The sequence below is a fragment of the Rhizobium croatiense genome, from assembly GCF_019793465.1.
GTDB classification, from domain to species: Bacteria; Pseudomonadota; Alphaproteobacteria; order Rhizobiales; family Rhizobiaceae; genus Rhizobium; species Rhizobium croatiense.
This window is the reverse complement of sequence record NZ_JAILYJ010000011.1, coordinates 195,647-218,566: the sequence shown is the minus strand read 5'-3', so window position 1 is coordinate 218,566 and position 22,920 is coordinate 195,647. Positions and strand designations below refer to the sequence as shown.

19 protein-coding genes and 1 pseudogene are annotated in these 22,920 nt (G+C 61.9%); 11 read left to right on the top strand and 9 right to left on the bottom strand.

Annotated features, from left to right (window positions below):
- The first annotated feature begins 251 nt into the window (after window positions 1–251).
- The gene (fdhA, locus tag K6M89_RS19290; protein WP_004674667.1) at window positions 252–1,442 is read left to right on the top strand and encodes a formaldehyde dehydrogenase, glutathione-independent; all 1,191 of its coding nucleotides are present in this window, start codon (window positions 252–254) and stop codon (window positions 1,440–1,442) included.
- A 109-nt stretch (window positions 1,443–1,551) separates the two neighbouring features.
- On the opposite strand, the gene K6M89_RS19285 is transcribed toward fdhA, so the two are convergent.
- The gene (locus tag K6M89_RS19285) at window positions 1,552–2,358 is read right to left on the bottom strand and encodes an ABC transporter substrate-binding protein (RefSeq protein WP_097584570.1); all 807 of its coding nucleotides are present in this window, start codon (window positions 2,356–2,358) and stop codon (window positions 1,552–1,554) included.
- 124 nt (window positions 2,359–2,482) lie between these two features.
- On the opposite strand from K6M89_RS19285, the gene K6M89_RS19280 reads away from it, so the two are divergent.
- Entirely contained in the window at window positions 2,483–4,855 is a 2,373-nt protein-coding gene (locus K6M89_RS19280) for a putative bifunctional diguanylate cyclase/phosphodiesterase (RefSeq protein WP_222140564.1), read from the top strand.
- A 159-nt stretch (window positions 4,856–5,014) separates the two neighbouring features.
- Complete coding sequence (locus K6M89_RS19275) at window positions 5,015–5,599, top strand: cysteine hydrolase family protein (RefSeq protein ID WP_097584567.1); 585 nt, start codon at window positions 5,015–5,017, stop codon at window positions 5,597–5,599.
- 64 nt (window positions 5,600–5,663) lie between these two features.
- Here K6M89_RS19275 and K6M89_RS19270 read toward each other — a convergent pair.
- The 3 genes and pseudogenes from K6M89_RS19270 to K6M89_RS19260 form a co-directional block, all read right to left on the bottom strand.
- Window positions 5,664–6,931 (bottom strand): annotated as a pseudogene (locus K6M89_RS19270) (MgtC/SapB family protein).
- Window positions 6,932–7,082: 151 nt separating this feature from the next.
- Window positions 7,083–7,409: a hypothetical protein gene (locus tag K6M89_RS19265; protein WP_097584565.1), complete on the bottom strand. Its 327-nt coding sequence runs from the start codon at window positions 7,407–7,409 to the stop codon at window positions 7,083–7,085.
- Between the two features lie 206 nt (window positions 7,410–7,615).
- Complete coding sequence (locus K6M89_RS19260) at window positions 7,616–8,683, bottom strand: ABC transporter ATP-binding protein (protein WP_222140563.1); 1,068 nt, start codon at window positions 8,681–8,683, stop codon at window positions 7,616–7,618.
- A 342-nt stretch (window positions 8,684–9,025) separates the two neighbouring features.
- Here K6M89_RS19260 and K6M89_RS19255 point away from each other — a divergent pair, with 342 nt between their 5' ends.
- From K6M89_RS19255 to rbsK, 6 genes are all read left to right on the top strand, one after another.
- Window positions 9,026–10,666, top strand: coding sequence for an extracellular solute-binding protein (locus K6M89_RS19255; RefSeq protein ID WP_222140562.1), 1,641 nt, complete (start codon window positions 9,026–9,028; stop codon window positions 10,664–10,666).
- Between the two features lie 72 nt (window positions 10,667–10,738).
- Entirely contained in the window at window positions 10,739–11,857 is a 1,119-nt protein-coding gene (locus tag K6M89_RS19250; RefSeq protein ID WP_222140561.1) for a carbohydrate ABC transporter permease, read from the top strand.
- The gene (locus tag K6M89_RS19245) at window positions 11,857–12,768 is read left to right on the top strand and encodes a carbohydrate ABC transporter permease (protein WP_064686393.1); all 912 of its coding nucleotides are present in this window, start codon (window positions 11,857–11,859) and stop codon (window positions 12,766–12,768) included. Before K6M89_RS19250 ends, K6M89_RS19245 begins: the two co-directional genes overlap by 1 nt.
- A 16-nt stretch (window positions 12,769–12,784) precedes the next feature.
- Complete coding sequence (locus K6M89_RS19240; protein ID WP_097584557.1) at window positions 12,785–13,813, top strand: LacI family DNA-binding transcriptional regulator; 1,029 nt, start codon at window positions 12,785–12,787, stop codon at window positions 13,811–13,813.
- Between the two features lie 43 nt (window positions 13,814–13,856).
- Window positions 13,857–14,318 carry an RbsD/FucU family protein gene (locus K6M89_RS19235; protein ID WP_097584555.1) on the top strand — a complete coding sequence of 154 codons (462 nt, stop codon included), beginning with the start codon at window positions 13,857–13,859 and terminating at the stop codon, window positions 14,316–14,318.
- Window positions 14,315–15,244, top strand: a complete 930-nt coding sequence (gene rbsK, locus K6M89_RS19230) for a ribokinase (protein WP_222140560.1) — start codon at window positions 14,315–14,317, stop codon at window positions 15,242–15,244. The genes K6M89_RS19235 and rbsK overlap by 4 nt, the downstream gene beginning before the upstream one ends.
- Before the next feature lie 61 nt (window positions 15,245–15,305).
- Here rbsK and K6M89_RS19225 read toward each other — a convergent pair whose 3' ends face one another.
- The 5 genes from K6M89_RS19225 to K6M89_RS19205 all read right to left on the bottom strand — a co-directional run bounded on the left by K6M89_RS19225 (window position 15,306) and on the right by K6M89_RS19205 (window position 20,665).
- Window positions 15,306–16,220, bottom strand: a complete 915-nt coding sequence (locus tag K6M89_RS19225) for an SMP-30/gluconolactonase/LRE family protein (protein ID WP_222140559.1) — start codon at window positions 16,218–16,220, stop codon at window positions 15,306–15,308.
- A gap of 14 nt (window positions 16,221–16,234) precedes the next feature.
- Complete coding sequence (locus K6M89_RS19220; protein ID WP_222140558.1) at window positions 16,235–17,185, bottom strand: ABC transporter permease; 951 nt, start codon at window positions 17,183–17,185, stop codon at window positions 16,235–16,237.
- Entirely contained in the window at window positions 17,185–18,129 is a 945-nt protein-coding gene (locus K6M89_RS19215; protein WP_222140557.1) for an ABC transporter permease, read from the bottom strand. The genes K6M89_RS19220 and K6M89_RS19215 overlap by 1 nt, the downstream gene beginning before the upstream one ends.
- Window positions 18,126–19,577, bottom strand: coding sequence for a sugar ABC transporter ATP-binding protein (locus tag K6M89_RS19210; protein ID WP_222140556.1), 1,452 nt, complete (start codon window positions 19,575–19,577; stop codon window positions 18,126–18,128). The genes K6M89_RS19215 and K6M89_RS19210 overlap by 4 nt, the downstream gene beginning before the upstream one ends.
- Before the next feature lie 71 nt (window positions 19,578–19,648).
- Window positions 19,649–20,665, bottom strand: a complete 1,017-nt coding sequence (locus tag K6M89_RS19205) for an ABC transporter substrate-binding protein (RefSeq protein WP_222140555.1) — start codon at window positions 20,663–20,665, stop codon at window positions 19,649–19,651.
- A gap of 276 nt (window positions 20,666–20,941) precedes the next feature.
- Between K6M89_RS19205 and K6M89_RS19200 the strand changes: the two genes are divergently transcribed.
- Complete coding sequence (locus tag K6M89_RS19200) at window positions 20,942–22,180, top strand: GAF domain-containing sensor histidine kinase (RefSeq protein ID WP_222140554.1); 1,239 nt, start codon at window positions 20,942–20,944, stop codon at window positions 22,178–22,180.
- A gap of 13 nt (window positions 22,181–22,193) precedes the next feature.
- Complete coding sequence (locus tag K6M89_RS19195) at window positions 22,194–22,916, top strand: response regulator transcription factor (protein ID WP_064686541.1); 723 nt, start codon at window positions 22,194–22,196, stop codon at window positions 22,914–22,916.
- The last annotated feature ends 4 nt before the right edge of the window (window positions 22,917–22,920 follow it).

Genomic DNA, 22,920 nt, shown 5'->3' with positions numbered 1-22,920 from the left:
GTAGCCCTAAATCAGCTCTTTTCGCAGCAGATCTACGGATTGCGGCGGGCGATGACGAGAGCAGCACGACAGGCCAGCCCTATCGTACTCACTCTCTCCTCGATCCAGTCTGTCCCCGCCTATCTGCGAAATTCGAACATCGCCCGATGCGGCGTGTGAATACCGGACTGCAGAGGAGGCAGGCCGGAGGAAAGCATTGCCATCGGCTGCATCGGCTGCAGATCGAGGCACTCAACAAATGGGAGGAATCCATGAGCAAGAATAGAGGCGTCGTCTATCTGAGGCCGGGCAAGGTCGAAGTTCGCGACATCGACGACCCGAAGCTGGAAGCGCCCGACGGCCGCCGCATCGAACACGGCGTCATTCTGAAAGTGATCTCGACCAACATCTGCGGCTCCGACCAGCACATGGTCCGCGGCCGCACGACGGCGATGCCGGGCCTGGTCCTCGGTCACGAAATTACCGGCGAGATCATCGAGAAAGGGATCGACGTCGAGATGCTCGACATCGGTGATATCGTCTCGGTACCGTTCAATGTCGCTTGCGGCCGTTGCCGCTGCTGCAAATCCCAGGACACCGGCGTCTGCCTGACCGTGAACCCGGCCCGCGCCGGTGGCGCTTACGGTTATGTCGACATGGGCGGCTGGATCGGCGGCCAGGCACGCTACGTCACGATCCCCTATGCCGATTTCAACTTGCTGAAAATCCCGGATCGCGACAAGGCAATGGCGAAGATCCGCGATCTCACCATGCTCTCCGATATTCTGCCGACCGGCTTTCATGGCGCAGTGCGCGCCGGCGTCGGCGTCGGCTCGACCGTCTACATCGCCGGCGCCGGCCCCGTCGGTCTTGCGGCTGCGGCTTCGGCTCGCATCCTCGGCGCCGCCGTCGTCATGATCGGTGATTTCAACAAGGACCGCCTGGCGCATGCGGCCAAGGTCGGTTTCGAACCGATCGACCTCTCCAAGAGCGATCGTCTCGGCGACATGATCGCTGAGGTCGTCGGCAGCAACGAGGTGGACAGCGCCATCGACGCGGTCGGCTTCGAGGCACGCGGCCATTCGGGCGGCGAACAGCCGGCGATCGTGCTCAACCAGATGATGGAGATCACCCGCGCCGCAGGCTCGATCGGCATTCCCGGCCTCTACGTCACCGAGGATCCCGGCGCCGTCGACAATGCCGCCAAACACGGGAATCTTTCGCTTCGCTTCGGCCTCGGCTGGGCCAAGGCGCAATCCTTCCACACCGGCCAGACGCCGGTGCTCAAATATAATCGCCAGCTCATGCAGGCGATCCTTCACGACCGCTTGCCGATCGCCGACATCGTCAACGCCAAGGTCATCCCGCTCGACGAAGCCGTCCAGGGATATGAGAGCTTCGACCACGGCGCGGCGACGAAATTTGTTCTCGACCCGCATGGAGAGGTCGCGAAAGCCGCCTGACGACAAAGCATCTCGCGCTAAAGTGCGCAGCCGCGCGCTTTAGCTCAAAATGGAGATGGCCGGCAGAACCGGCCATCTCGCTGCAGTCACACGAAAATTCTGTTGCCGGCTACTGGATGCTGAACGGGAAATACTTGGCATTGATCATGTCATAAGTCCCGTCTTCCTTGATCGTCTTCAACGCCTCGTTCAGGCGTGCAAGGCGCTCCTTGTCGTCCAGACGCACCGCAATCCCGGCACCTTCGCCAAAAAAAGTGACGTCGACCAGGTCCGGCCCCTTGAACGCGCAGCAGGTTCCCGCCTTCGTATTGGCGATCCAGTCGTAAATGGCGAGCTTATCCTCCAGGATAATGTCGACGCGCCCATCCGACAGGCCTTTGTACAATTCCGGCGACGACCGGAATACCGTCTTTTTCATGTCGGGATAGAAATGGTTGGCATAGGATTCCTGCGCCGTCGACGACGTCACTCCGAGTTTTTTGTCATTGAGGGCGGCGGGACTGACGTCAGTGATCGGCGAATCCTTCCGCGCGATGAACACTGACGGGCTGTTGTAGTATTTCTCGGTGAAAGCGACCTTCTGGCGCCGCTCCAGGCTCATCGACATCGATGAAATGATCGCGTCGTATTTTTCAGCAACGAGATCGGGGATCATGTCGTCCCACTTCTCGATGATGAATTGGCATTCGAACTTGCCGGTCTCGCAAAGGGCATTGGCGATATCGATGTCGAAACCCTGAAGTTTGTTATTCGCATCGAGATAGTTGAAGGGCGGAAACGCACCTTCGACGGCAACTCTCATCGGCATTCGCTCTTGTGCGGCCACCGGCAGCGGCGAGACCGCCGCCAAAGCGACACCCACCCCGCCCACCATCAGCACGCTGCGCAATAAAATCTGAATGGATATTCGCAACATCGCCGGAACCCCCTGGGCGTGATCGATCTCGTCCTATAGTGCGCCGCAGCCTTTAATTCTACGTGAACGCTTATTTGTTAGCGTTGACGAATGCGCCCGTATCGTGGTGTCCAGGGGTCCAGGCTTGCATATCGTTGTTCCATCCAGCTCCAATACGTTCCAGAAGTCCTGGATCGCCTCGGGAAGAATTCTCTTTCTGATCGCCATCAGCGGGCTCGGAGCGATTGGACTCGTCGTGCTATCGGCGCTCTGGGCCGGAGCCGAAAGCGACGCTGCGGCCCTTGATCGCCAGCGTCAGCTGGTGAATGCGCGTCTGCGCGAACAGGTCGATCAGGTCGCCCATGTCATCGGTCAGTTCGGCAACGGCTATCTCGCCCGCGTTTATCCCGCGTCCCGGTCGGCAGGTGTCTCCTCCAGCCTCGATACGGTTCTGACCGGTGCGGCCGGCAGCGCAATCAGCGAAACCGCAATGTCCGCCTTCGGATATGATCAGGCCTTTGTCGTCGACGAAAAGGCTCAGCTGAGCATGCTGACCGACGCCAAAACGGAAAAACGCTATCGCTGGATGAAGCCTCTGTTTTTGCCGCTCCTCAGGGATAGCCGTCTTACGGCGCGCCACAGTCCGACTTTCAGCGACCGAACGCCATCCTCGCTGGAAAGCCGTCGGGCGAGCGCGGTTCGCCCCAACCATGCGCTGGCCAATCTGATGCGGCTGGAAGGCCGGCCGACGATCGTCGGCATCGTCGCTATCAACGAAGCTCCCGATGGACAGCCGCAGCCGATGCGGCAATTCCTGATCGTCGTGCGGTTTCTCGATGGTGCGGCCCTCGACGAGTTGAGCCGGCAGCAGGGCCTCAACGGCGCGCGTTTTGCCCGCACGGCCGATGCCGACGAAAATGAGGTCGCGTTCCAAATCGACGCGACGGCAAATGGTGAACCGATCGGCTTCATCGTATGGCGACCCGATCTTCCAGGTTCACGGGTGATCGGCCGATTGATGCCGGCGCTTTCGATTGCCGCCCTGGTGATCGCCGTGCTGTTTTCGGTGCTGCTTGTGCGGCTGCGGAGCAGTCTCGGCGAATTGAAGAGAAGCGAGCTGCATGCAAGGCAGCTTGCCTTGCATGACGTGCTGACCGACCTTCCCAACCGCGCCCTGTTCGCCATGCGGTTCGAGGAGTGCCTGACCGATACGCGGCATTCGACCGAGCGCTCGGCCGTCGCACTTCTCGACCTCGACCGCTTCAAAGCGGTGAACGACACGTTCGGCCATGCCGCCGGTGATGAACTCATCAGGATGGCCGCCGAGCGGATCCGTTCCGTCCTTCGTCCTGATGATACGCTCGCCCGGCTCGGAGGCGACGAATTTGCCGTGCTTCTCCGGGACATCAAGGATGACGATCAAATCCTGCTGTCCATATGCGACGCGATCGTTGCCGAACTTGGCAGGCCCTTCCCGCTTCTGAGGGGCGAAGCGGTCGCCCGGGTCGGCGGCTCGATCGGCGTCACCATCGTGCCGGATGCCGGGCGAAATGCCGATGACGTCATGCGTTATGCCGACGTCGCACTTTACGAGGCAAAAATGGGCGGGAGAGGCCAGTGGCGCGTCTATTCCCCGTCCATGGACGGCGGCAGAAATGCGCGCGACATTCTCAAGAACGAATTGCGCGAAGTTCTGGCCAAAGGCACGGCCCCCTCCGCTGGCAATCCCCAACCCGGCCCGGGCGGCAGCAAGCCGGATTTCGGATCGCTCGAGGTCTATTACCAGACGGTGCATCGCGCCGAGGGCGGATATTCGGCTTCCGGCGCGGAGGCTCTCGTGCGCTGGCGTCACAGTCAGCGCGGACTGCTCACCCCTGCGAGCTTCATCCCCGCAGCCGAAGAGGGCGGCCTCATCGACGCCCTCGGTTTCTGGGTCTTGCGCGAAGCCTGCCGGGCCGCCTGCACATGGCCTGAAGACACCTTCGTGGCGGTCAACGTGTCGCCGGCCCAGCTGAGAAGACCACATTTCGCCGAGGAAGTCTTCGCCGTGCTTGAAGAGACCGGCCTGCCGCCATCCCGCCTCGAGCTCGAGCTCACCGAGTCCTCGCTCATCGAGGATAATTCGGATGTCTATACGGTACTGAAATCACTGCGCAGCCGGGGCATTCAGATTTCCCTCGATGATTTCGGGACCGGCTTCTCATGCCTCAGCCATCTGGTGCGTTTCGACATCGACCGCATCAAGATCGATCGTTCCTTCGTCTCGCAGCTCGGCGCAAAAGCCAACGGAGCGGCCATCATCGGCGCGATCGTCACCCTCAGCCGCAATCTCGGCATCTCGACGACGGCAGAAGGGGTTGAAACCGAATATCAACGCGACTTTCTGACCGCCCTCGGCTGCACCGATCTCCAAGGCTATTTCTTCTCCAAACCGGTTCCTCTCCGCGAACTCGTCGGCTTCGCCAAATCGGAGAGCGGCGGCGGATCACGGACGATCACTTCGGGAGCCATTGCCTAAAAGCGCGTCGCGAGCTTTCAGATTCGCTTCCTTAAATTTTGTTTTACGCAAAACCGCTGCCCGGTTTTGCGCGACATCCTTGAGAGTCTTTGATCTTCCATCAGTCGGGAACTTTCGTTGCGGGCAGCGGTTGAGGCCCGAAGATGAAGGGAGGATCTGATGGGCGGGATCGGCGAGTGGCGGCACCTTTGCGTCGACATGCAGCGCATGTTTGCCGAAGACACCCCATGGCACGTGCCCTGGATGGTTCGGATCTCTGCACAGATCGAGGAGCTTGCCGGCCGGCATCCGTCCCGGACGATTTTTACCCGCTTCGTCCCGCCTCAGCATCCGGATGCGATGCCGGGAAAATGGCGCGACTATTACCAGAAATGGTGGATGATGACGGGCGAGCACCTGCCGCCCGAGCTCGTCGATCTGCCGTCTACGCTGGCCTCGCTTGTTCCGCCGGCGCGATACTTCGACAAACGCACCTATTCGCCCTGGATCGACGGCCGCCTCCATGCGAATCTTCAGTCGGAGCGGGTCGATACCCTTGTGATCACCGGCGGGGAAACGGATGTCTGCGTGCTCGCCACGACGCTTGGCGCCATCGATCTTGCCTATCGCGTTATCGTGCTGAAGGACGCCGTCTGCAGCAGCGCCGACGACACTTATGACGCGTCGCTGGAACTGCTGCACGATCGATTTTCCGTCCAGCTGGAACTCATGGAGACGGAAGAGTTCTTGAGCGGCCTCGGCTGAGGAGGTTTCGAGCAGAGGTAAAGAGTAAAGCGCGTCGCATGAATCAAATTTGATGCGACGCGCTTTAGGTCAGCAGCAAGCCGGCAACGCCGGCGAGCGTTGCAATACCACTCACGACGCCCAGCCGAACCACATAGCCCAAGCTTCCCGCGATCCCCGCGAGAACGGTTTTCGCAAGAAGATTGGCGAAGGCGGCGACCGCGATCGCATGCGCGGCCGCATCCGCCGGCACATTTGACGACGGGAGCTTCGCAATCGACAGGGTTATCGCGTCAAGATCGCCCAGGTCCGTGATGAAGGCAACGGCGAGCAGCGACTGCGTTCCGAAGTATGCCAACGTCGCGCGCGTCACGATGGTCACGACGGCGAGCAGAAGAGCAAAGCGCAATACGACCATCACCTCCAACGGATTTTTCGGTGAAAAGTCGGGACCGTCGTCGGAGCGCGGCGAGAAGCCGGCGAGGCCGCCGCCGATGGCGAGCACCGCGGCAGCTGGTCCGAGGAATGCCGCAAGCTCCATCAGCACCGCTGGTGGTGCGATGACGCTGCAGATCAATAGCACCCGGCTCAAGGATACGGCCCCCGCCAGCATCGCTCCGGCCGAAAGCAGCGGCGAGAGCGCCGACATCTGCTTCGATTGACGCGCGAAGGAAAGCGTCAGGGCCGTCGAGGAGACGATACCGCCGCAGGCACCCGTCAGCAGCAGTCCGGCCCTGGCGTCGCTGAGCTTGATCATCACATAGCCCGCAAATGAAACCGCTGCCACGAATATGGTCAGCATCCACAGCTCGAAGGGATTGATCATCTGCCAGGGATCGACGGCCTCATTGGGAAGAATTGGAAGAATGACGACCGTCATCGTCAGCAAGATCAAGGCGGCTCTCAGCTCGAGCCAGGTCAGCTTCCGCAGAAATCCGTGCAGCGGCTCCCGCGCCGCCAAAAGTGCCGTCATGGCGACCGCACTCGCCGCGGTCGTCGTCATGTCCGCGACGACGGCGCCGAAGCCGAGCGCAAAAACCGTTATCGCGGCGATGGCGCCGGTCGCGCTGTAGTCCCGCTCGCGCAGGTGCCTGCACGCCGCTGAAGCCAAGGATCGTGATACAGAAAAATGCGAAGATGGCCGTCGGCAGGATCGGCCCCGTGAATGGGCTGCAGGAAACCGCAAAAGCCGCCGAGGAAGCTTGAGAGGCCATAGGTGCGGATACCGGCCACCCTCTTGCCCGGTGCGGCCTCGCGCCCGCGCCATCCGCGCTCGATACCGACGAGAATGCCGATCGCCAGCGCGAGGCTGAGACGTTGGAATGCATCGGCCATCATGATCGATGTCATCATGCGCGGATCCAGGTACCGCCAGTCGTCTGGCCTCTGAGGAGACTTCTATTCGATATGTCGTGACAACCGTCTATTTCAATCCATCTTCCTGGAACCCACCCACAGGCGGCCCTCTTCATTGTAGGGCGAAGATGAGATGGAGCGGTTGTTTCTAGCGGGTCTTCTGCGGATTTTGGCTACCGGTTCGAACCTCGGCTTCTGCCGCTTCCAGAGCGGCGCTGAACAGCTGGAGCGCGAACTCTTTTGCTGCCCTTTCGTCGTCTGCACAGAGCTTCAACGGCGCGCACTTCTCCTTCAAATTGCGAATGAGCTTTCGGCGAAGCCTGAAAAGCAGATGCGGATCCGTTTTTGCGAGAAGCTCCTGCAGGCAGGTGACGGCAACCACTTCGAACATCAAAAGCCTGCCTTCGACTTCGCCTTGCGAAGGAATGGGAAAACGCTCACCGCCCCGCTTTAAATCTCGCTCTGTCGAAAGCATCTAAGCCTCCAAACCGATGATAGGCCTCCGCTCGCTGAAATTCCATATCGCAAGTCCACGGCCACTCTTATGTGAAGAAGCAGCTTACAAGGTGTAAATCGGTCTCGCTTTGACGAAGGTCAAGCAAGGCCGGGCTGCATTGTCGAGACTGCGGAGACCATGGGCTATTTTACCGCTAGGCCCGCAGATCGACGAGACGCCAAAATTCAATCCCGCCGGAGCGTCTTGCCGGATTCCGCGTCAAACAGATGAAGCTTGCCCGGCCGAGCCGCTATCGTCACGACTTGCCCCGGCTCGAAATCGTGACGTTCGGACAGCACCGCGACAAGCTCGCCGGAGCCGTAGCGCAGAAACACCATCGTCTCGTGGCCGGTGGGTTCGGTGACGTTGACGGTCGTTTCCAGGCCGCCCGGGCTGAGGGACAGATGTTCGGGCCGCACGCCGAGAAGCACGGCCTGTCCATCGGACGCCTCCGGCGTGAAACCGAGCGCAATCTCGTCGCCGGTCTCGGTGACGAACACCGCACCATCGGCCTTGTAGCGGCCTTTCAGCAGATTCATCGACGGCGAGCCGATGAAGGTCGCCACGAACGTGTTGCGCGGACGATCGTAGAGTTCCAGGGGCGTTCCGGTCTGCTCGATCTTGCCGCCCTGCATGACCACGATCTTGTCGGCCATGGTCATCGCTTCGACCTGGTCGTGGGTGACATAGATCGTCGTGGTTTTCAGCCGTTGGTGGAGCTCCTTGATCTCCTTGCGCATCTGCACGCGCAGCTTGGCGTCGAGGTTCGACAGAGGCTCGTCGAACAGGAAGACCTGCGGCGACCTGACAATGGCGCGGCCCATCGCCACGCGTTGCCGCTGGCCGCCGGAAAGCTGGCGTGGATAGCGGTCAAGATAGGGCACGAGGTCGAGGGTTTCGGCCGCCGCCTGCAGCCGTTGTTTGATGACATCGGCCGGCTGCTTCTGCAGGCGTAGCGCAAAGACCATGTTTTCGGCAACGGTCTTGTGCGGATAGAGCGCGTAGCTCTGGAAGACCATCGCAATGTCGCGGTCCTTCGGCGGCAGATTGTTGACGACCTTTCCGCCGATCGAGATGGTGCCGCCGGTGATGCTTTCGAGGCCGGCGACCATGCGCAGCAAAGTCGACTTACCGCAGCCGGACGGGCCGACCAGCACCACGAACTCACCGTCGCGAATTTCGATATCGACGCCGTGCAGGATATTTAAGGCGCCGTAGGCCTTGCGCGCCTCCGAAATATTGACCTCAGCCATATGCCTCCCAATCGCTTTTCGGCCCACCCCAGGGGCAATCCCAAGGGATATGCGTCGCTTGACAATATCCACGGCATCGGGCTCGAGGCAACCGCGTCGCGCCGCGGCCCGAGAGACCGTGAGACCTCCTCCATGAAACGTTTCATTTCTTGTTGACTTTTGCCGCTTGCCGTCTAATGCTCGATGGCGAGACCGAGAGGAGCGGTTTCAAGCAAGAATTATGAAACGTTTCATTTTCTTGCTTACCAGATAGTTCTGCACGAGACCAGTCCAAAAATCGGACCGGAACCAGTTCGGAAAGACCGGCTGGCAGCAGCCTAACGAAGCGTGGAGGAGGAAGACATGAAAGTCGAAATATACGATGCACTGATGCGCCGTCAGGCAAGCCGCCGCGACGTTCTGCGCGGAACGGCGAGTGCAGCAGCACTGCTCGGCCTGTCCGGCGCGGTCGGCGGAATTCCCGGCATGGCGTTCGCTGCCGATGATCTGCGCGCCCAGATCCTGCAGATACCGGGGGTCGGCAAGGGCTCGCCAACGGATGCAGACTGGCAGAAGGTCGGCGAACTCTGCCTCGGCCCGACCAAGGCCAATGTCAAGCAGGGCGAATTCACAGGTGTCGAGCTGACCTTCATGGGGCTCAACAACCAGAATCTGCACAACTTCCTGTTCCGCGGCTTCCTGAAGCCGTGGGAAGCCTATACCGGCGCCAAGATCAACTGGATCGACCTTGCGCAAGCCGACTACAATGCCCGCCTTCAGCAGTCGATCGCGACCGGCACGGTTGATTTCGACATTCTGGAAATGGGCGCACCCTTCGAAGGCGACACAGCCGGACGCGGGCTTCTGGACGAGATGCCCGACTGGGCGGCAAAGCAGATCGAAGCCGACGACCTGGTGAGCTACCTGAAGCCCCCGGTCGGCACCTGGGACGGCAAGACCTATCGCGTGACGATCGACGGCGACTGCCACACCTTCGCCTACCGCAAGGATTACTTCGGCGAAGGCTCGATCAGCGGCATGGCCGAACCGCCGAAGACCTGGCAGGAGGTCAACGCAGCATCCAAGGCGCTGATCGGCAAAACCGATCCGCTGACCGGCCAGCCGGCCTACGGCTATCTCGATCCGCTCAAGGGCTGGGGTGGTTTCGGCTTCTATTTCATCGAGAACCGCGCGACCGCCTATGCCAAATATCCGGGCGACCCGGCCTGGCTGTTCGATCCTGACAACATGAAGCCGCTGGTCAATAATCCCGCATGGGTCCAGGCGATCCAGGACGTGCTGGATCTGATCGCGGCCAAGGCCTATCCGGCCGATCAGATCAATGCCGACCCCGGCACCACCGCCTTCTCGCAGTTCCTGGCCGGCACCGGCGCAATGCTGATGTGGTGGGGCGACGTCGGCTCCGGCGCGCGCACCTCGGACACTTCGGTCGTCGGCGATGTGGTCGGCTTCGGCATCAACCGCGGCTCCAACCGGGTCTACAACCGCAAGACCGGGCAATGGGAAGACAAGTATAACGAAGCGCCCAACATGGCCTATCTCGGCTGGGGCATCTACGTCACCAAGCGGGTCTCCAGCGACGAGAAGAAACGCAAGGCGGCCTGGTCCGCCGCCGCCCATCTCGGCGGCAAGGATCTGTCGCTGTGGACGTCGGCCTATCCGTCCGGCTTCCAGCCCTACCGTCAGTCGAACTTCAACTACGACGAATGGGAAAAGGCAGGTTACGACCGCGCCTATATCGAGGACTATCTGGGTTCGAATGCCGACAGCTACAACCATCCGAACGCCGCGATCGAACCGCGCATCCCCGGTATCTTCCAATATTACTCCGTCGCCGAGGACGAATTGGCGAAGGGATTTGCCGGACAGTACAAGTCGGCGCAGGAGACCGCCGATGCGATTGCGGCGGCCTGGGAAAAGATCACCGACCAGATCGGCCGCGACAGCCAGCTGAAACTCTATCGGGCGAGCCTCGGGCTCTAAGCCTCTGACCAAACGCGCCGGTGGATCGGAAGCGATTCCGCCGGCGCCTTTTCTATCCGGGCGAGGAATATCATGTCGACAGTCGAAGGCGACCTGCTGCACACGGTCGAAGCCGGCTCCATTTCCGCGAGCCGCCGTTTCTGGGGCCGCGCGGCTCTGTGGCTCAGCGCCGCATGGTTCATGGCGTCCTTTGTCTTGCAGGGGGTCCATGAACTGGGCTGGACCGAATGGGGTTTTGCGAACTGGCGGCCCGTCCTCTATGCTTATTTCCTCTGGGCCGCGGTTCTTTGCGTCACGCGCGTCGTCATTTACGGCGAGGCCGGCAAGAAGGCGCTCTTTGTTCTGCCGGCCGCGCTTTTCGTCGTGTCGATGGTGGTCTTCCCACTGCTCTTTGCGCTCTGGATCGGCTTTTCCGATTGGAACCTCGCCTCTTCTGCCGGGCGGCGCTTCAACGGGCTCGACAACGTGCGACGGATGATCGCCGACCCGTTCTATGCCAACGCCTTGCTCAACATGATCCTTTATTCCCTGGCGATCGTCGTGGAATATGCGATCGCATTCGGCCTGGCGCTGCTCCTCAACCAGGAAATCCTTGCCCGGAAATTCTGGCGGGTGACCTTCCTCGTCCCCTTGATGCTGTCGCCGGTCGCGGTGAGCTGGATGGTCGGCAAGTCGATGCTGGAGACCCGTTTCGGCCCGATCGCGCGCCTGGCCCGCTGGCTCGGCTGGGAAAACCCTTCCTTTTTCGGCGATCCGCTGACGGCGCGGCTTTCGATCATGATCATGGATGCCTGGACCTTCATTCCCTTCATGATGATCATGCTGCTTGCCGGATTGCAGGCCTTGTCCCGGGAGGTGCTGGAGGCGGCCGAAGTCGATGGCGCCACCCGCTGGCAGCGCTTCTGGCAGGTCATTTTCCCGCTGATGCTGCCGGTGTCGGTCACGGCGGTGATGATCCGCATTATCTTCAAGCTCAAGCTCGCCGACATCATCATTACCGTGACATCGGGAGGCCCGGGCGGCGCGACCGATTCCGTCACCAGTTTCATCTATCGCGAATACCGCGACCGTTCGAATGTCGGCTACGGGACGCTGCTCGCGCTCGTCTATCTGGTGATCATCGTCGTTGGGATGACGGGGTTGATGAAGATTTCCGACCGTATCGTGAAGCGGATGACAGGAAGGCTCTGATGGTTCGCATCGATTTCGAGAAATACGGGCGGGGCCAGCGCATTCGTTGGTGGGCCATGCGTTTTGCCGTCTACGGCCTGCTCGTCGTCTGGGCATGTGTCTGCATCTTCCCGCTGTTCTGGACGGTTTCGACCTCGTTCAAGACGGCGGCGGATGTCATGCGCGGCAATCTGATCCCCTGGTTCAATTTTACGCCCAGCTGGCTCGGCTGGCGCTCGCTCGGGCTCTCTCCCGATACCATCTCGCAGATATCGACGGTGCGGGACGAATTCATGCGCCGGCTCTGGAACAGCGTCATCATCTCGGTCACGGCATCCGCTCTTGCGGTCGTGCTCGGATCGCTGGCGGCCTACGGCCTCAGCCGCTTTTCCTACAAGTTCGGCCATATGCGCAATTCCGACATCTCCTTTTTCTTCCTGTCGCAGCTCATCATGCCGCCGGTCGTCCTCGCCCTGCCGTTCCTGGTTCTCTACAAGGAACTGGCGCTGCTCGACACTTATGCCGGCATGATCGCCGTTTATACGCTGATGGTCCTGCCGATCGTCGTCTGGATCATGCGCGACCAGTTCGCCACCATACCCGTAGAGCTCGAAGAGGCAGCCCTGGTCGATGGCCTGTCGGTCTGGGGCGCGTTTGCCCGCATCATCGTGCCGCTGGTTCTGCCGGGCATGGTGGCCGCCTTCCTGCTGGCGCTGATCCTGTGCTGGAACGAATATTTCTTCGCCGCGCTGCTGACCTCCACCAATACCAACACGCTGCCGGTGATGATTGCCAGCCAGACAGGCAGCCAGGGCATCAACTGGTGGTCGATGGCCGCCCTTTCCACCGCCGGAATCCTGCCGCTGGTCGTCGTCGGCGTCGTGCTGGAAAAGCATATCATCGCCGGGATGACCGCGGGCGCCGTAAAATAGCTGCGGGATGTTAGAAATGGCGAAGATGCCGACAGTCAAGGACGTTGCCGAACATGCGGGCGTATCCGTGGGCACCGTTTCGCGCGTGTTGTCGGGCGAAGCCGCGGTCAAGCCGGTGCTGCGCGAAAAGGTCAACAACGCCATTTCGGCGCTTGGCTACCGGCCGAACGTCACCGCAAGAGCCCTGCGCACCAGCAGAACCGACGTCATCGGCCTCGTCGTTCCCGACATCACCAATCCCTTTTTTGCGCAGCTTGCGGCAAGCATTGAGCGTGCGGCGCTCGAATGCGGGCACAGCCTGATGCTGGCAAGCTCGCATAACGACAGCGAGGCGGAGCAGAGCCACGTTTCGGCCTTTCTCGACCGGGCGGTGCGCGGCATCATCGTCGTGGCTTCGAGCGATGGGTCCGGCCTTGATCTGCCCGCTTCGGTCCCGGTCATATCGCTCGACCGGCGCTTCGGCACTTTTCCCCTCGTATCGACCAACCATGCGCAGGCGGCCACGCTGATTGCCGATCATCTCTATGGGTTGGGGCACCGGCGCATTGCCTATATTGCCGGCCCGACCGACACCGAAGCAGGGCGCATGCGCAAGGAGGCCTTCGTCAGCCGCATGGACGGATTCGCCAAGACCGGCGAAGCCGTTGACCTGGAAATCGCTTACGGCAGATTCGACTACGAGTCCGGCGAAAGAATTGCCCGTAACCTGCTTTCGCGCCCGGCGCAGGACCGGCCGACGGCGATCGCGGCCGCCAGCGACCAGCAGGCTATCGGCGCATTACGCGCGGCCCGCGACCTCAAGATCGACGTGCCGCGAAAATTATCCGTCACCGGTTTCGATGACATTTCGCTCGCCAATCTGGTGGTGCCGCGGCTGACGACCATACGCCAGCCGGCCGACATGCTGGCACGGCGCGCGGTCAGCCTTCTGCTGGCGGAGCCGCCGGGCACGGCAGACGAAACGGTCGACGGATCGCTGATCGTGCGCGGTTCCAGCGGCCCATGCCCGCAACCCAAGGCGGATATAACAGGACATACCAATTGAGGCACGGCCGGTGCTCCGGCGACGAGAAAAGGATGGAAGATCAATGCTCAAAGGAATTCGGGCCGAGCTCAACGGCGACATTCTGCAAGCACTTTGCAACATGGGACACGGCGACTATCTCGTCATCTCCGACATGAATTTTCCATCGGATTCGATAGCCCGCCAGACGCGTCTCGGTAAATTGCTGACCATGGAAAACATTCCCGCGCCGCAGGCAATCGACGCGGTCCTGTCGGTCTTGCCGCTGGACACCCCAATTCAGCCGTCGGTCGGCCGCATGGAAGTGATCGGCAATCCCGATGAAATTCCGCCGATTCAGCAGGAGGTCCAGGCGATTGTCGATCGCGCCGAGGGCAAGCCATCGCCGATGTATCCCGTCGAACGCATGGCCTTCTACGACATCGCCAAGCAGGCCTATTGCGTGATCGCAACGGGGGAACTGCGGTTCTATGGATGTTTCCTTCTGACCAAGGGCGTCATTCCGGCCGAGGAGGCGGTCCGATGAGCGAGAAAAGCAGGATCGTCATCCTAGGCATTTTTGCTGCCGACACTGCCTATAAGGCAAAGCGCCTGCCCCATATTGCCGAGACGCTGATGGGCTCCGGTTTCACGCTCGGGCCGGGAGGCAAGGGGTCCAATCAGGCAATTGCGGCGGCAAAGGCGGGCGGCAAGGTGACCTTCATCTCACGGGTCGGCAACGACCCGTTCGGCGCGATGGCGCTTTCAGCCTATGCGGAGGCGGGCGTCAAAGCCAATGTGATGAAGATGGACGGCGTTTCCAGCGGCGCCGCCTTCATCTTCGTCGACGAGGTGAGCGGCGACAATGCCATCATCGTCGCACCGGGCGCGGCGGGCCTCATCGGCATCGAGGATGTCGATGCGAACCGGGCGGAGATCGAAAGCGCCGCCATCTTCATGACCCAGCTCGAACAGCCGCTCGAGGCCGCCATGCATGGGTTGTCGATGGCCAAAAGGGCAGGGGCCACGACCATTTTTAACCCGGCGCCCGCCCACGCCATACCGGACAGTATCTATAGCCTGTGCGATTTCATTGTCCCCAACGAGGTCGAGGCAGCCGAATTGGTGGGACATGCAATCGAAACGGATGAGCAGGCGCGTGCGGCGGCCAGCACACTGCTGGATCGCGGAGCGAGAGCGGTGATCATCACGCTCGGCGCACGAGGCGCGCTGTACCACACCGCCGGGCAGAGCCAGCTTGTGTCTGCTTTTTCGGCGGGCAACGTCATTGACACGACAGGGGCCGGCGACGCTTTCCTCGGCGGCTTCGCCACGGCGATCTCTGAAGGACAAGCGCCGATCGAGGCCGTCCGTTTTGGCTGCGCGACCGCGGCAATCGCCGTGACCCGGCCAGGCACTGCCCCCGCCATGCCTTCGCGCGCCGAGATCGACACCTTGCTGCGCTCCTCATGATTAAGAGCGCGGGTCGGAGCCGGCGAGGATGATTTCACCATTCTAAATCGGCGCGGCAAGCTCACGGCCTCTGAGCGCCGGCCGTGGCGACATATACCGAATAAACCGACCGTGTCGCGGCGATGAACAGCCGGTTGCGTCTGGGGCCGCCGAAGGTGAGGTTCGCGACGGTCTGAGGCACGCGGATCTTGCCGATCAGCTTGCCGGTCGGCTCGAAGCAATGCACGCCATCACCCGCACTCGACCAGAGGTTCCCGTTCATGTCAGTGCGAATACCGTCAGGAATGCCATTATCGATCTGGCAGAAGACGCGGCCGTTGGTGAGCCCGCTGCCGTCGACGACGTCGAAGGCGCGGATGTGGCGCGGCAGGTTTTCGTCGTGGCTGGCCGCCGAGTCCGCAATGTAGAGGATCGTTTCGTCAGGCGAGAAGGCGAGGCCGTTCGGCTGGATGAAATCATTGACGACAGCCGTAAGCCCGCCGGTCGCCGGATCGAAGCGGTAGACGTTGCGGGTCGCCTGCTCCGGCTCGGCCTGGTAGCCCTCATAGTCGGACATGATGCCGTAGGTCGGATCGGTAAACCAGATCGTACCGTCCGACTTCACCACCACATCGTTCGGCGAATTGAGCCTGGCGCCCTCAAAACGGTCGGCAAGCACGGTGATCGAGCCGTCGATCTCGGTGCGCGTTACGCGGCGCCCGCCATGTTCGCAGGAGATCAACCGCCCCTGCCGGTCGCGCGTGTGGCCGTTGGTGAAGTTGGAGGGTTGCCGGTAGACGGAGACGCCGCCCTCGGGCGTCCACCGCAGCATGCGCTGGTTGGGAATGTCGCTCCACAGTAGCTGGTTGGCATCGTTGAACCAGACGGGACCCTCCGCCCAGCGGCAGCCAGAATAGAGTTCGTCGAGGCCGGCGCTCGTCACGATCATCTGCCGGAAGCGGGGGTCGTGAATTTCGTAAATGCTGGCCTCTGCCATGATGGTCTTTCCGTTTATCGCATGCCAGCCCGCCGGCCGCCGGCAAGCATGATGACGCTGATGATGATGAGGCCGGTCATGATGAGGCGGATGCCGGCGCCGAGCCCGTAGGTGTTGAGCATGGAAACAACAAGGAACATGAAGAGCGATGCGCCCCAGATGCCGGGTACGTTGGAATCGCCGCCGGCGACCGCCGTGCCGCCAATCACGACGACGGCGATCGAGGTCAGCAGATATTCCGAGCCCATGTTGAGCGCCGCGCCGCCGGAGAAGCAGGCAAGCAGATAACCCGCGACGGATGCGAGCACGGCACAGAAGAGGTATGTGACGAAGCGCGTGCCGTCGACTGGTATTCCGGCCATGCGGGCGGCCGGCATGCTCTGGCCGATCGCCGAGATCCAGCGACCATATATCGTCTTCTCGAGGAGGAACCAGGCGATCAGCGAGATGAAGAATGCGACGATCGCCACGTTCGGCACGCCAAGCGTGGTCGAGGTGGTGAATTCCGCGAGCATGCTTGGGGGCTTGATGCGCAAGCCGCGGTTCGTCCAGATCGCCGCGGATTGCACGATGAAGCTCACCGAAAGCGTGGCGATGATCGGCGGAATCCTGAGCGCCTTGATGAGCACATAATTGCCGATACCGACGGCAAGGCCGATGGCGATGGCAATCAGGAGCCCCGGCAGGACCATACCGTTTTCGACATTCATCAGTTTCAGCGCCACGGTACCGGCAAGCGTCATGGTGGCGGGAACCGAGAGATCGATGTTGCCGGGACCGAGCGTGATGACGAACATCTGGCCGATGCCGACGATGACCGAGAAGGCGGCGAAGGTGAGGGCGGCCTGCGATAGGCCGAGCGTGCTGGCGCCGAAGGTCACCATGATCGTCAGGAACCAGACGACGAAGGCGGCAAGCCACGACCAGATCCAGGGTCTGCCGATAAGATTGAGGCGAGACGTCATCAGCGTTTCTCCCGCTTCTCGAGGCGGTTCAGCATCAGGCGCAGCGCCAGCACGATGATCAGGATCGCGCCCTGAGCGCCGATCTGCCAGTCGGGCGAGATGCGCAGGAAGGACAGGAAAGAGCCGGCGAGCGTCAGTGTCAGCGCCCCGATGACGGCGCCGATCGGAGAGACGCGGCCGCCGATAAACTCGCCGCCGCCGAGGATGACGCCGGCGATCGACAGCAGCGTGTAGCGCAGCGCGATGTTGGCGTCGGCCGAGGTCGTGAGACCAACAAGGGCGATACCGGCAAGAACAGCGAAGGCACCGGCGAGCCCATAGGCTGCGGCGCGAGCCGCGACGATCGACCAACCGGCGCGCTCCACCGAACGCTGATTGCCGCCGATGCCGCGGATCAGCACGCCGAGTGAGGAGCGCATGACGAGAAGATGCGCGACGGCGGCAATGACGATGCTGGCGACGATCGCCATCGGCGCCAGCGGCGGCTTGACGGTCATGAGCCAGCGCACCCAGTCCGGCGCCTGCCCGCCCGGCGCCGGCAGCAGCAGCACGGCAAGGCCGCCCCAGACGAAGCTCATACCGAGGGTCACCACGATCGATGGCAGGTTGCGCAAATGGATCACTACGCCGAGCGCCGCATAGGCTGCGATCGCGCCGGCAAGGATCAGGATTCCGATAACGGGCGCATCGCGCAGAAAAGTGGCGCTGACGCAGGCGACGAAGCTGACGAAGGTGCCCATGGAGAGATCGAGATCGTTGACCGCCATGACGAGCATCTGGGCGATCGTCGCAAGCGCGATCGGCACGGCCAGGTTGAACAGCAGGTTGAGCCCGACATAGCTCATGGCGCGCGGCTGCAGCCAGAAGACGGAAGCGAGTAGCAGGGTCAGCGATAGGGCGGGGATGGCAAGACGCATCGCGTCCGCGGAGAATCGGAACGTCATGCGGCGACCCCCTCGAAGGAGGCGGCGATGATGTTCGTCTCGTTGACGGCATCGCCGGCCAGTTCGGCGGTGATGCGGCCCTCGCGGAAGACATAGACGCGGTCGCAGAGGCGGACTTCATCGGTCTCGGTCGAATACCAGATGAAGGTGCGCCCGCGCGATGCTTCCTCGCGGATGATAGCATAGACTTCCTGCTTGGTTCCGACGTCGACGCCGCGCATAGGATCGTCCATCAGAACGACGGGCGCGTGTGTCGCAAGCGCGCGCGCAAACAGCACCTTCTGCTGGTTGCCGCCGGAAAGCGACAGGATAGGGTTCGCCATATCGGGTGTGCGGATTTCGATCCGCCGCTTCCAGTCGGCGCCTTTCGTCTGTTCTTCGTCCGGGAGGATGACACCCCGTCGCGACAAATCGCGGAGCGAGGCAATCGAGAAATTGCGCAGGATGCTCCACAGTTCGAAGACGCCATTAAGGCGGCGGTCACCGGCAACGAAGGTGACGAGTGGATCGCGTTCGGGCAGCCAGTTGCCCGATTGGGCTGCATACTGCGCGAGCAGGAGTTCGGTCTGCCCGTGGCCGGCAAGGCCTGCCAGTCCGATGATTTCGCCCTTGCGGGCCATGAAAGGCCGGCCAGCCGTTTGATGCGACAGAACGAGGGCAGCGTCGGACTGCGCGCGTGCCGGGCGGACGCCGGTTTCTTCCTTTGCAACCGTTCCCATGGCCTTCACAAGTCCATGATGGTCAAATTCCTGCGCGGGACGTTCAGCAACAACGCGTCCATCCTTCATGACGATGATGCGGTCGGCAGTGTCGAGAATCTCGTGCAGGATATGCGAAATGAAGATGACGGAGCCGCCGGCCGCGACGAAGCGCCGGACATGGTCGCGCATCTGGCGGGCGAGGCTTGCGTCGAGCGACGAGGTCGGTTCGTCGAGGATCACCAGCCGCGGCGATATGCCGGCATCGGAAAAAGCCATTGCTATCTCGACCATCTGCCGTTCGGCGATCGAAAGATCCCCGACGGCACGGCCGCTATCGATGCCATGACCGGGAAAGACGGCATCGAGGCTTCTCTCGATGATTTTTGCGGCACGCCTGCGCCAGCCGAAGCCACCGAGATGGCGGTGCATGATACGCGTATTTTCTTCGATGGAGAGATTCGGGCAGAGGGACAGTTCCTGGAAGACGCAGCGCACGCCGCGGGCTCGCGCGGTGTTGATGCCATAGCGCTCCAGCCGCTCGCCATCACTCGCCACGCTTCCCTCATGCGGCGTCAGGCCGCCATTGATCACGCTGACGATCGTCGATTTTCCTGCGCCGTTGTGCCCGACCAGGCCGACGCATTCGCCCGGCATGACGCGGAGCGTGACGCCATCGAGCGCCCTGACGGCGCCGAAGCTCACCTTGGCGTCTTCGACGGCGATCATCGCCTTCAAAACGTCATCCATGCTAGCCCGCCAGACCTGATCGCAAGGAATGCCGCGCGGCCATTTGCGGCCGCGCGGCATTCGCCGGGAGATTACTTTGCCGACTCGATGACCTTGATCGCATCCGCCTGCGTGTACTCAACGTTGGCGACACCACCGGCCTGGGTATTGGCGAGGTTGGTTTCGAGATTGTCCTGGTCGATCCGCAGGAAGGGCACGACGAGGTCCTTCTTGACCTGCTTGCCGTCAAGGATCTGCTGGGCCACCCAGAAAGCAAGCGTCGAGACGCCGGGCGCGATCGAAACGGACATTGTCTCGTAGCCTTTGGCGTCCTTCTGCTCCTTCCACCACTTCAATTCATCTTCGCGGTTCCCCATGATGATGATCGGCATCTTCCGGTCGGTCGCGGCAATCGCCTGCGCAGCGCCATAGCCATCACCACCCTGCGTCACCACACCGACGATTTCGGGCAGGCTCGGCAGGATGCCTGCAACAGCCTTCTGCGCCACGTCCTGCGCCCAATCGCCATGCACGGAGCCGACAATCTTGAACTGCGGGAACTGCTTGACGCCCTCGTGGATGCCGGCCGAGATCTCGTCATCGACGAAGACGCCCGCAAGGCCGCGGATCTCGAGCAGATTGCCCCCTTGCGGGAGTTTCTTCGACAGGTATTCCACCTCGCTACGGCCCATTTCTTTGAAATTGACCGCGATGCGCCAGGCGCAGGGTTCGGTGACGATGCCATCGAAGGAAACGACGGTGATGCCGGCGTCGCAGGCTTCTTTGACCGCACCGTTCAGTGCCGTAGGCGAGGCGGCGTTCAGGACGATGGCATCATAGCCCTGCAGGATCATGTTCTGGATTTGCGCCGCCTGTTCCGTCGCCTGGTTTTCGGCGGTGGTGAAGGGATCGGCTGCGGCAACGACGCCTGATTTGACGGCTTCGCCCGTCACTTTGCTCCAGCTCGTCAGCATGGCCTGACGCCACGAGTTGCCGGCATAGTTGTTGGAAAGGGCGATCTTCTTGCCCGAAGTGTCGGCAAGGGCAGAAACGGGCATCGCGGCGCAAGCAATAGCGGCCGATGCCAGAAGCATCTTACGAATTGTCATGTCTTCCTCCCTCATGATCGCGCCGGTCGGCCGATCGCTTCACTCCGGTTGGACCCAAGGGTCCGAGTGAAAATTGTTCTTGCACTGAGCTTCCTCCTCTCAGTAAGGGCAGGATGCGGGAGATCGGCAGGCCTGTACAGGGGCAAGGCGGCAAGTCGTTTGCGGGTTTTGCGCAACAAGCTGCGGGTTTATGCAAGACGGCGGCGTTTCCGCGGCGCTTACTGGGAAAGGATCATGGCAGGTTGAGGAGCCTGTCGTGACGGGGAGGAACTGACAATGCTGCAACTTGCACCCGCAGCCCTGTTCGACCATTATCTCGGCATTTCCCGGCTGCTCGCCGGCCAGCTCGATTTCCGCTCGGCGATCCGCTCCGTGGCGGCCGAGGTCGCGCATATCATCCCGCACGACCATCTTGACGTCTGCGTGCTGCTAGAAGGCGGCAATTACCACACGGCCTATGAGACCGGGATCGAGACCGCCTGGGGCGAGATTGCCGGTGCGCCGGTGGTCAACAGTCCCATTCGCTCGCTGCTGTGGGGCGAGGTCGACTTTCTGCTTGCCGACGATGCCATGACGGACCCGCGCTTCCATTTCGAGGGCGCGTTCAAGCGGCCGATCGTCGAACAATCGCTGAGAAGCCGCCTCCATGTCCCGATGAAGGTGCAGGGCACGATCATTGCAGCGCTTTCCTGCTCGTCTCACAAAGCCGGTGCCTATACGATGGAGGATATCGAGCGCGCCCGCATTATCGCCGATCTGCTGACGCCCTATTTCTTCGCGCTGCAGGCGGCCGAGCAAGCGCAACGCTCGGCGATCGTGGAGGCGGAGGCCCGCGCCCGTGAGGAGGGCTTGCGGCAGGGCGCCCTGAAGCTGACCGAAGCACTGGAGCAGGAGCGTCAGCGGATCGGCATGGACCTTCACGACCAGACGCTTGCCGACCTGACGCGGCTTGCGCGCCGGATCGATCGGCTGTCCCGCAATGGCGAGGTCACGGCCGAGGCGCTGGAACCCGTTTCGCGATCCCTGCAGCATTGCATGCAGGATCTCCGGCAGATCATCGAGCAGGCAAAACCCTCCGTGCTGCAGCTCTTCGGCCTTGCCCAGGCAATCGAGCATCATCTCGACCGCTCGACGCGCGACGCCGGATCGACGATCGAATGGGGCCTGGTCGATGAAACGAACGGCGCGCTGGAGCAACTGGAACCGACCGTCAGCGTCGCCTTGTTCCGGATCGCCCAGGAGGCGATCAACAATGCCGTGCGCCATGCCGCGCCCCTGGCAATCAGGGTGCGGCTCGAGGCCGACAGGGAACAGCTGTCGATCGAAATTTCCGACGACGGAACCGGGCTCTCCAAGGTCCGGGGACGGATCGGCGGCGGCATCGACAACATGAAGACCCGCGCCCGGCTGATCTCAGCGCGCTTCACGACGGGACCCGGCCATAACAACCGCGGAACCGCGGTCCGCGTCGTGCTGCCGCTTGCGCCGAATGGGCTGGGGGACGAACCAAATTGAGGAGCGAGGCGAAATGAAGGTTCTGATCGTCGAGGACGACCCGTTGCACCGGTCCTATCTGCACGAGGCGGTCAATGCCGCCCTGCCGGAATGCGACACGGTCATCGAGGCGGAGAACGGAACCGCCGGCGAGAAGCTTGCTCGCGACCATAAGTCGGCGCACATCGTCATGGACCTGCAGATGGCGAATAGAAACGGCATAGAGGCGGCGCGTACGATCTGGAAGGAGCGGCCGGAGACACGCATCCTGTTCTGGTCGAATTATTCGGACGAGGCCTATGTGCGCGGCGTCTCGCGCATCGTGCCGGACGGCGCCGCCTATGGCTATGTGCTGAAATCAGCTTCAGACGAGCGGCTGAAGCTTGCCCTGCGTTCGATCTTCATCGAGAGCCAGTGCGTCATCGACCGCGAGGTGCGAGGCCTGCAGCAGAAGAGCCTCGGCCAGACGAACGGCTTCACCGATTCCGAATACGAGATCCTCGTCGATATCGCGCTCGGCCTGACCGACCGGGCGATCGCCAAACGCCGTGGCCTGTCGCTGCGCAGCGTGCAGAACCGCCTGCAGCAGCTCTATGACAAGCTCGACGTTTATCAGGCCGCCGGCGACGACCACGAAGACGGCCGCTTCAACCTGCGCGCCCGCGCCGTGACCGTCGCGTTGTTACGCAAGCTACTGAATTACAGCGCATTGGAACGGGCCGAGGCGGAGCTGCAGGAGTGGCTTGACGGAAAATAGCAGG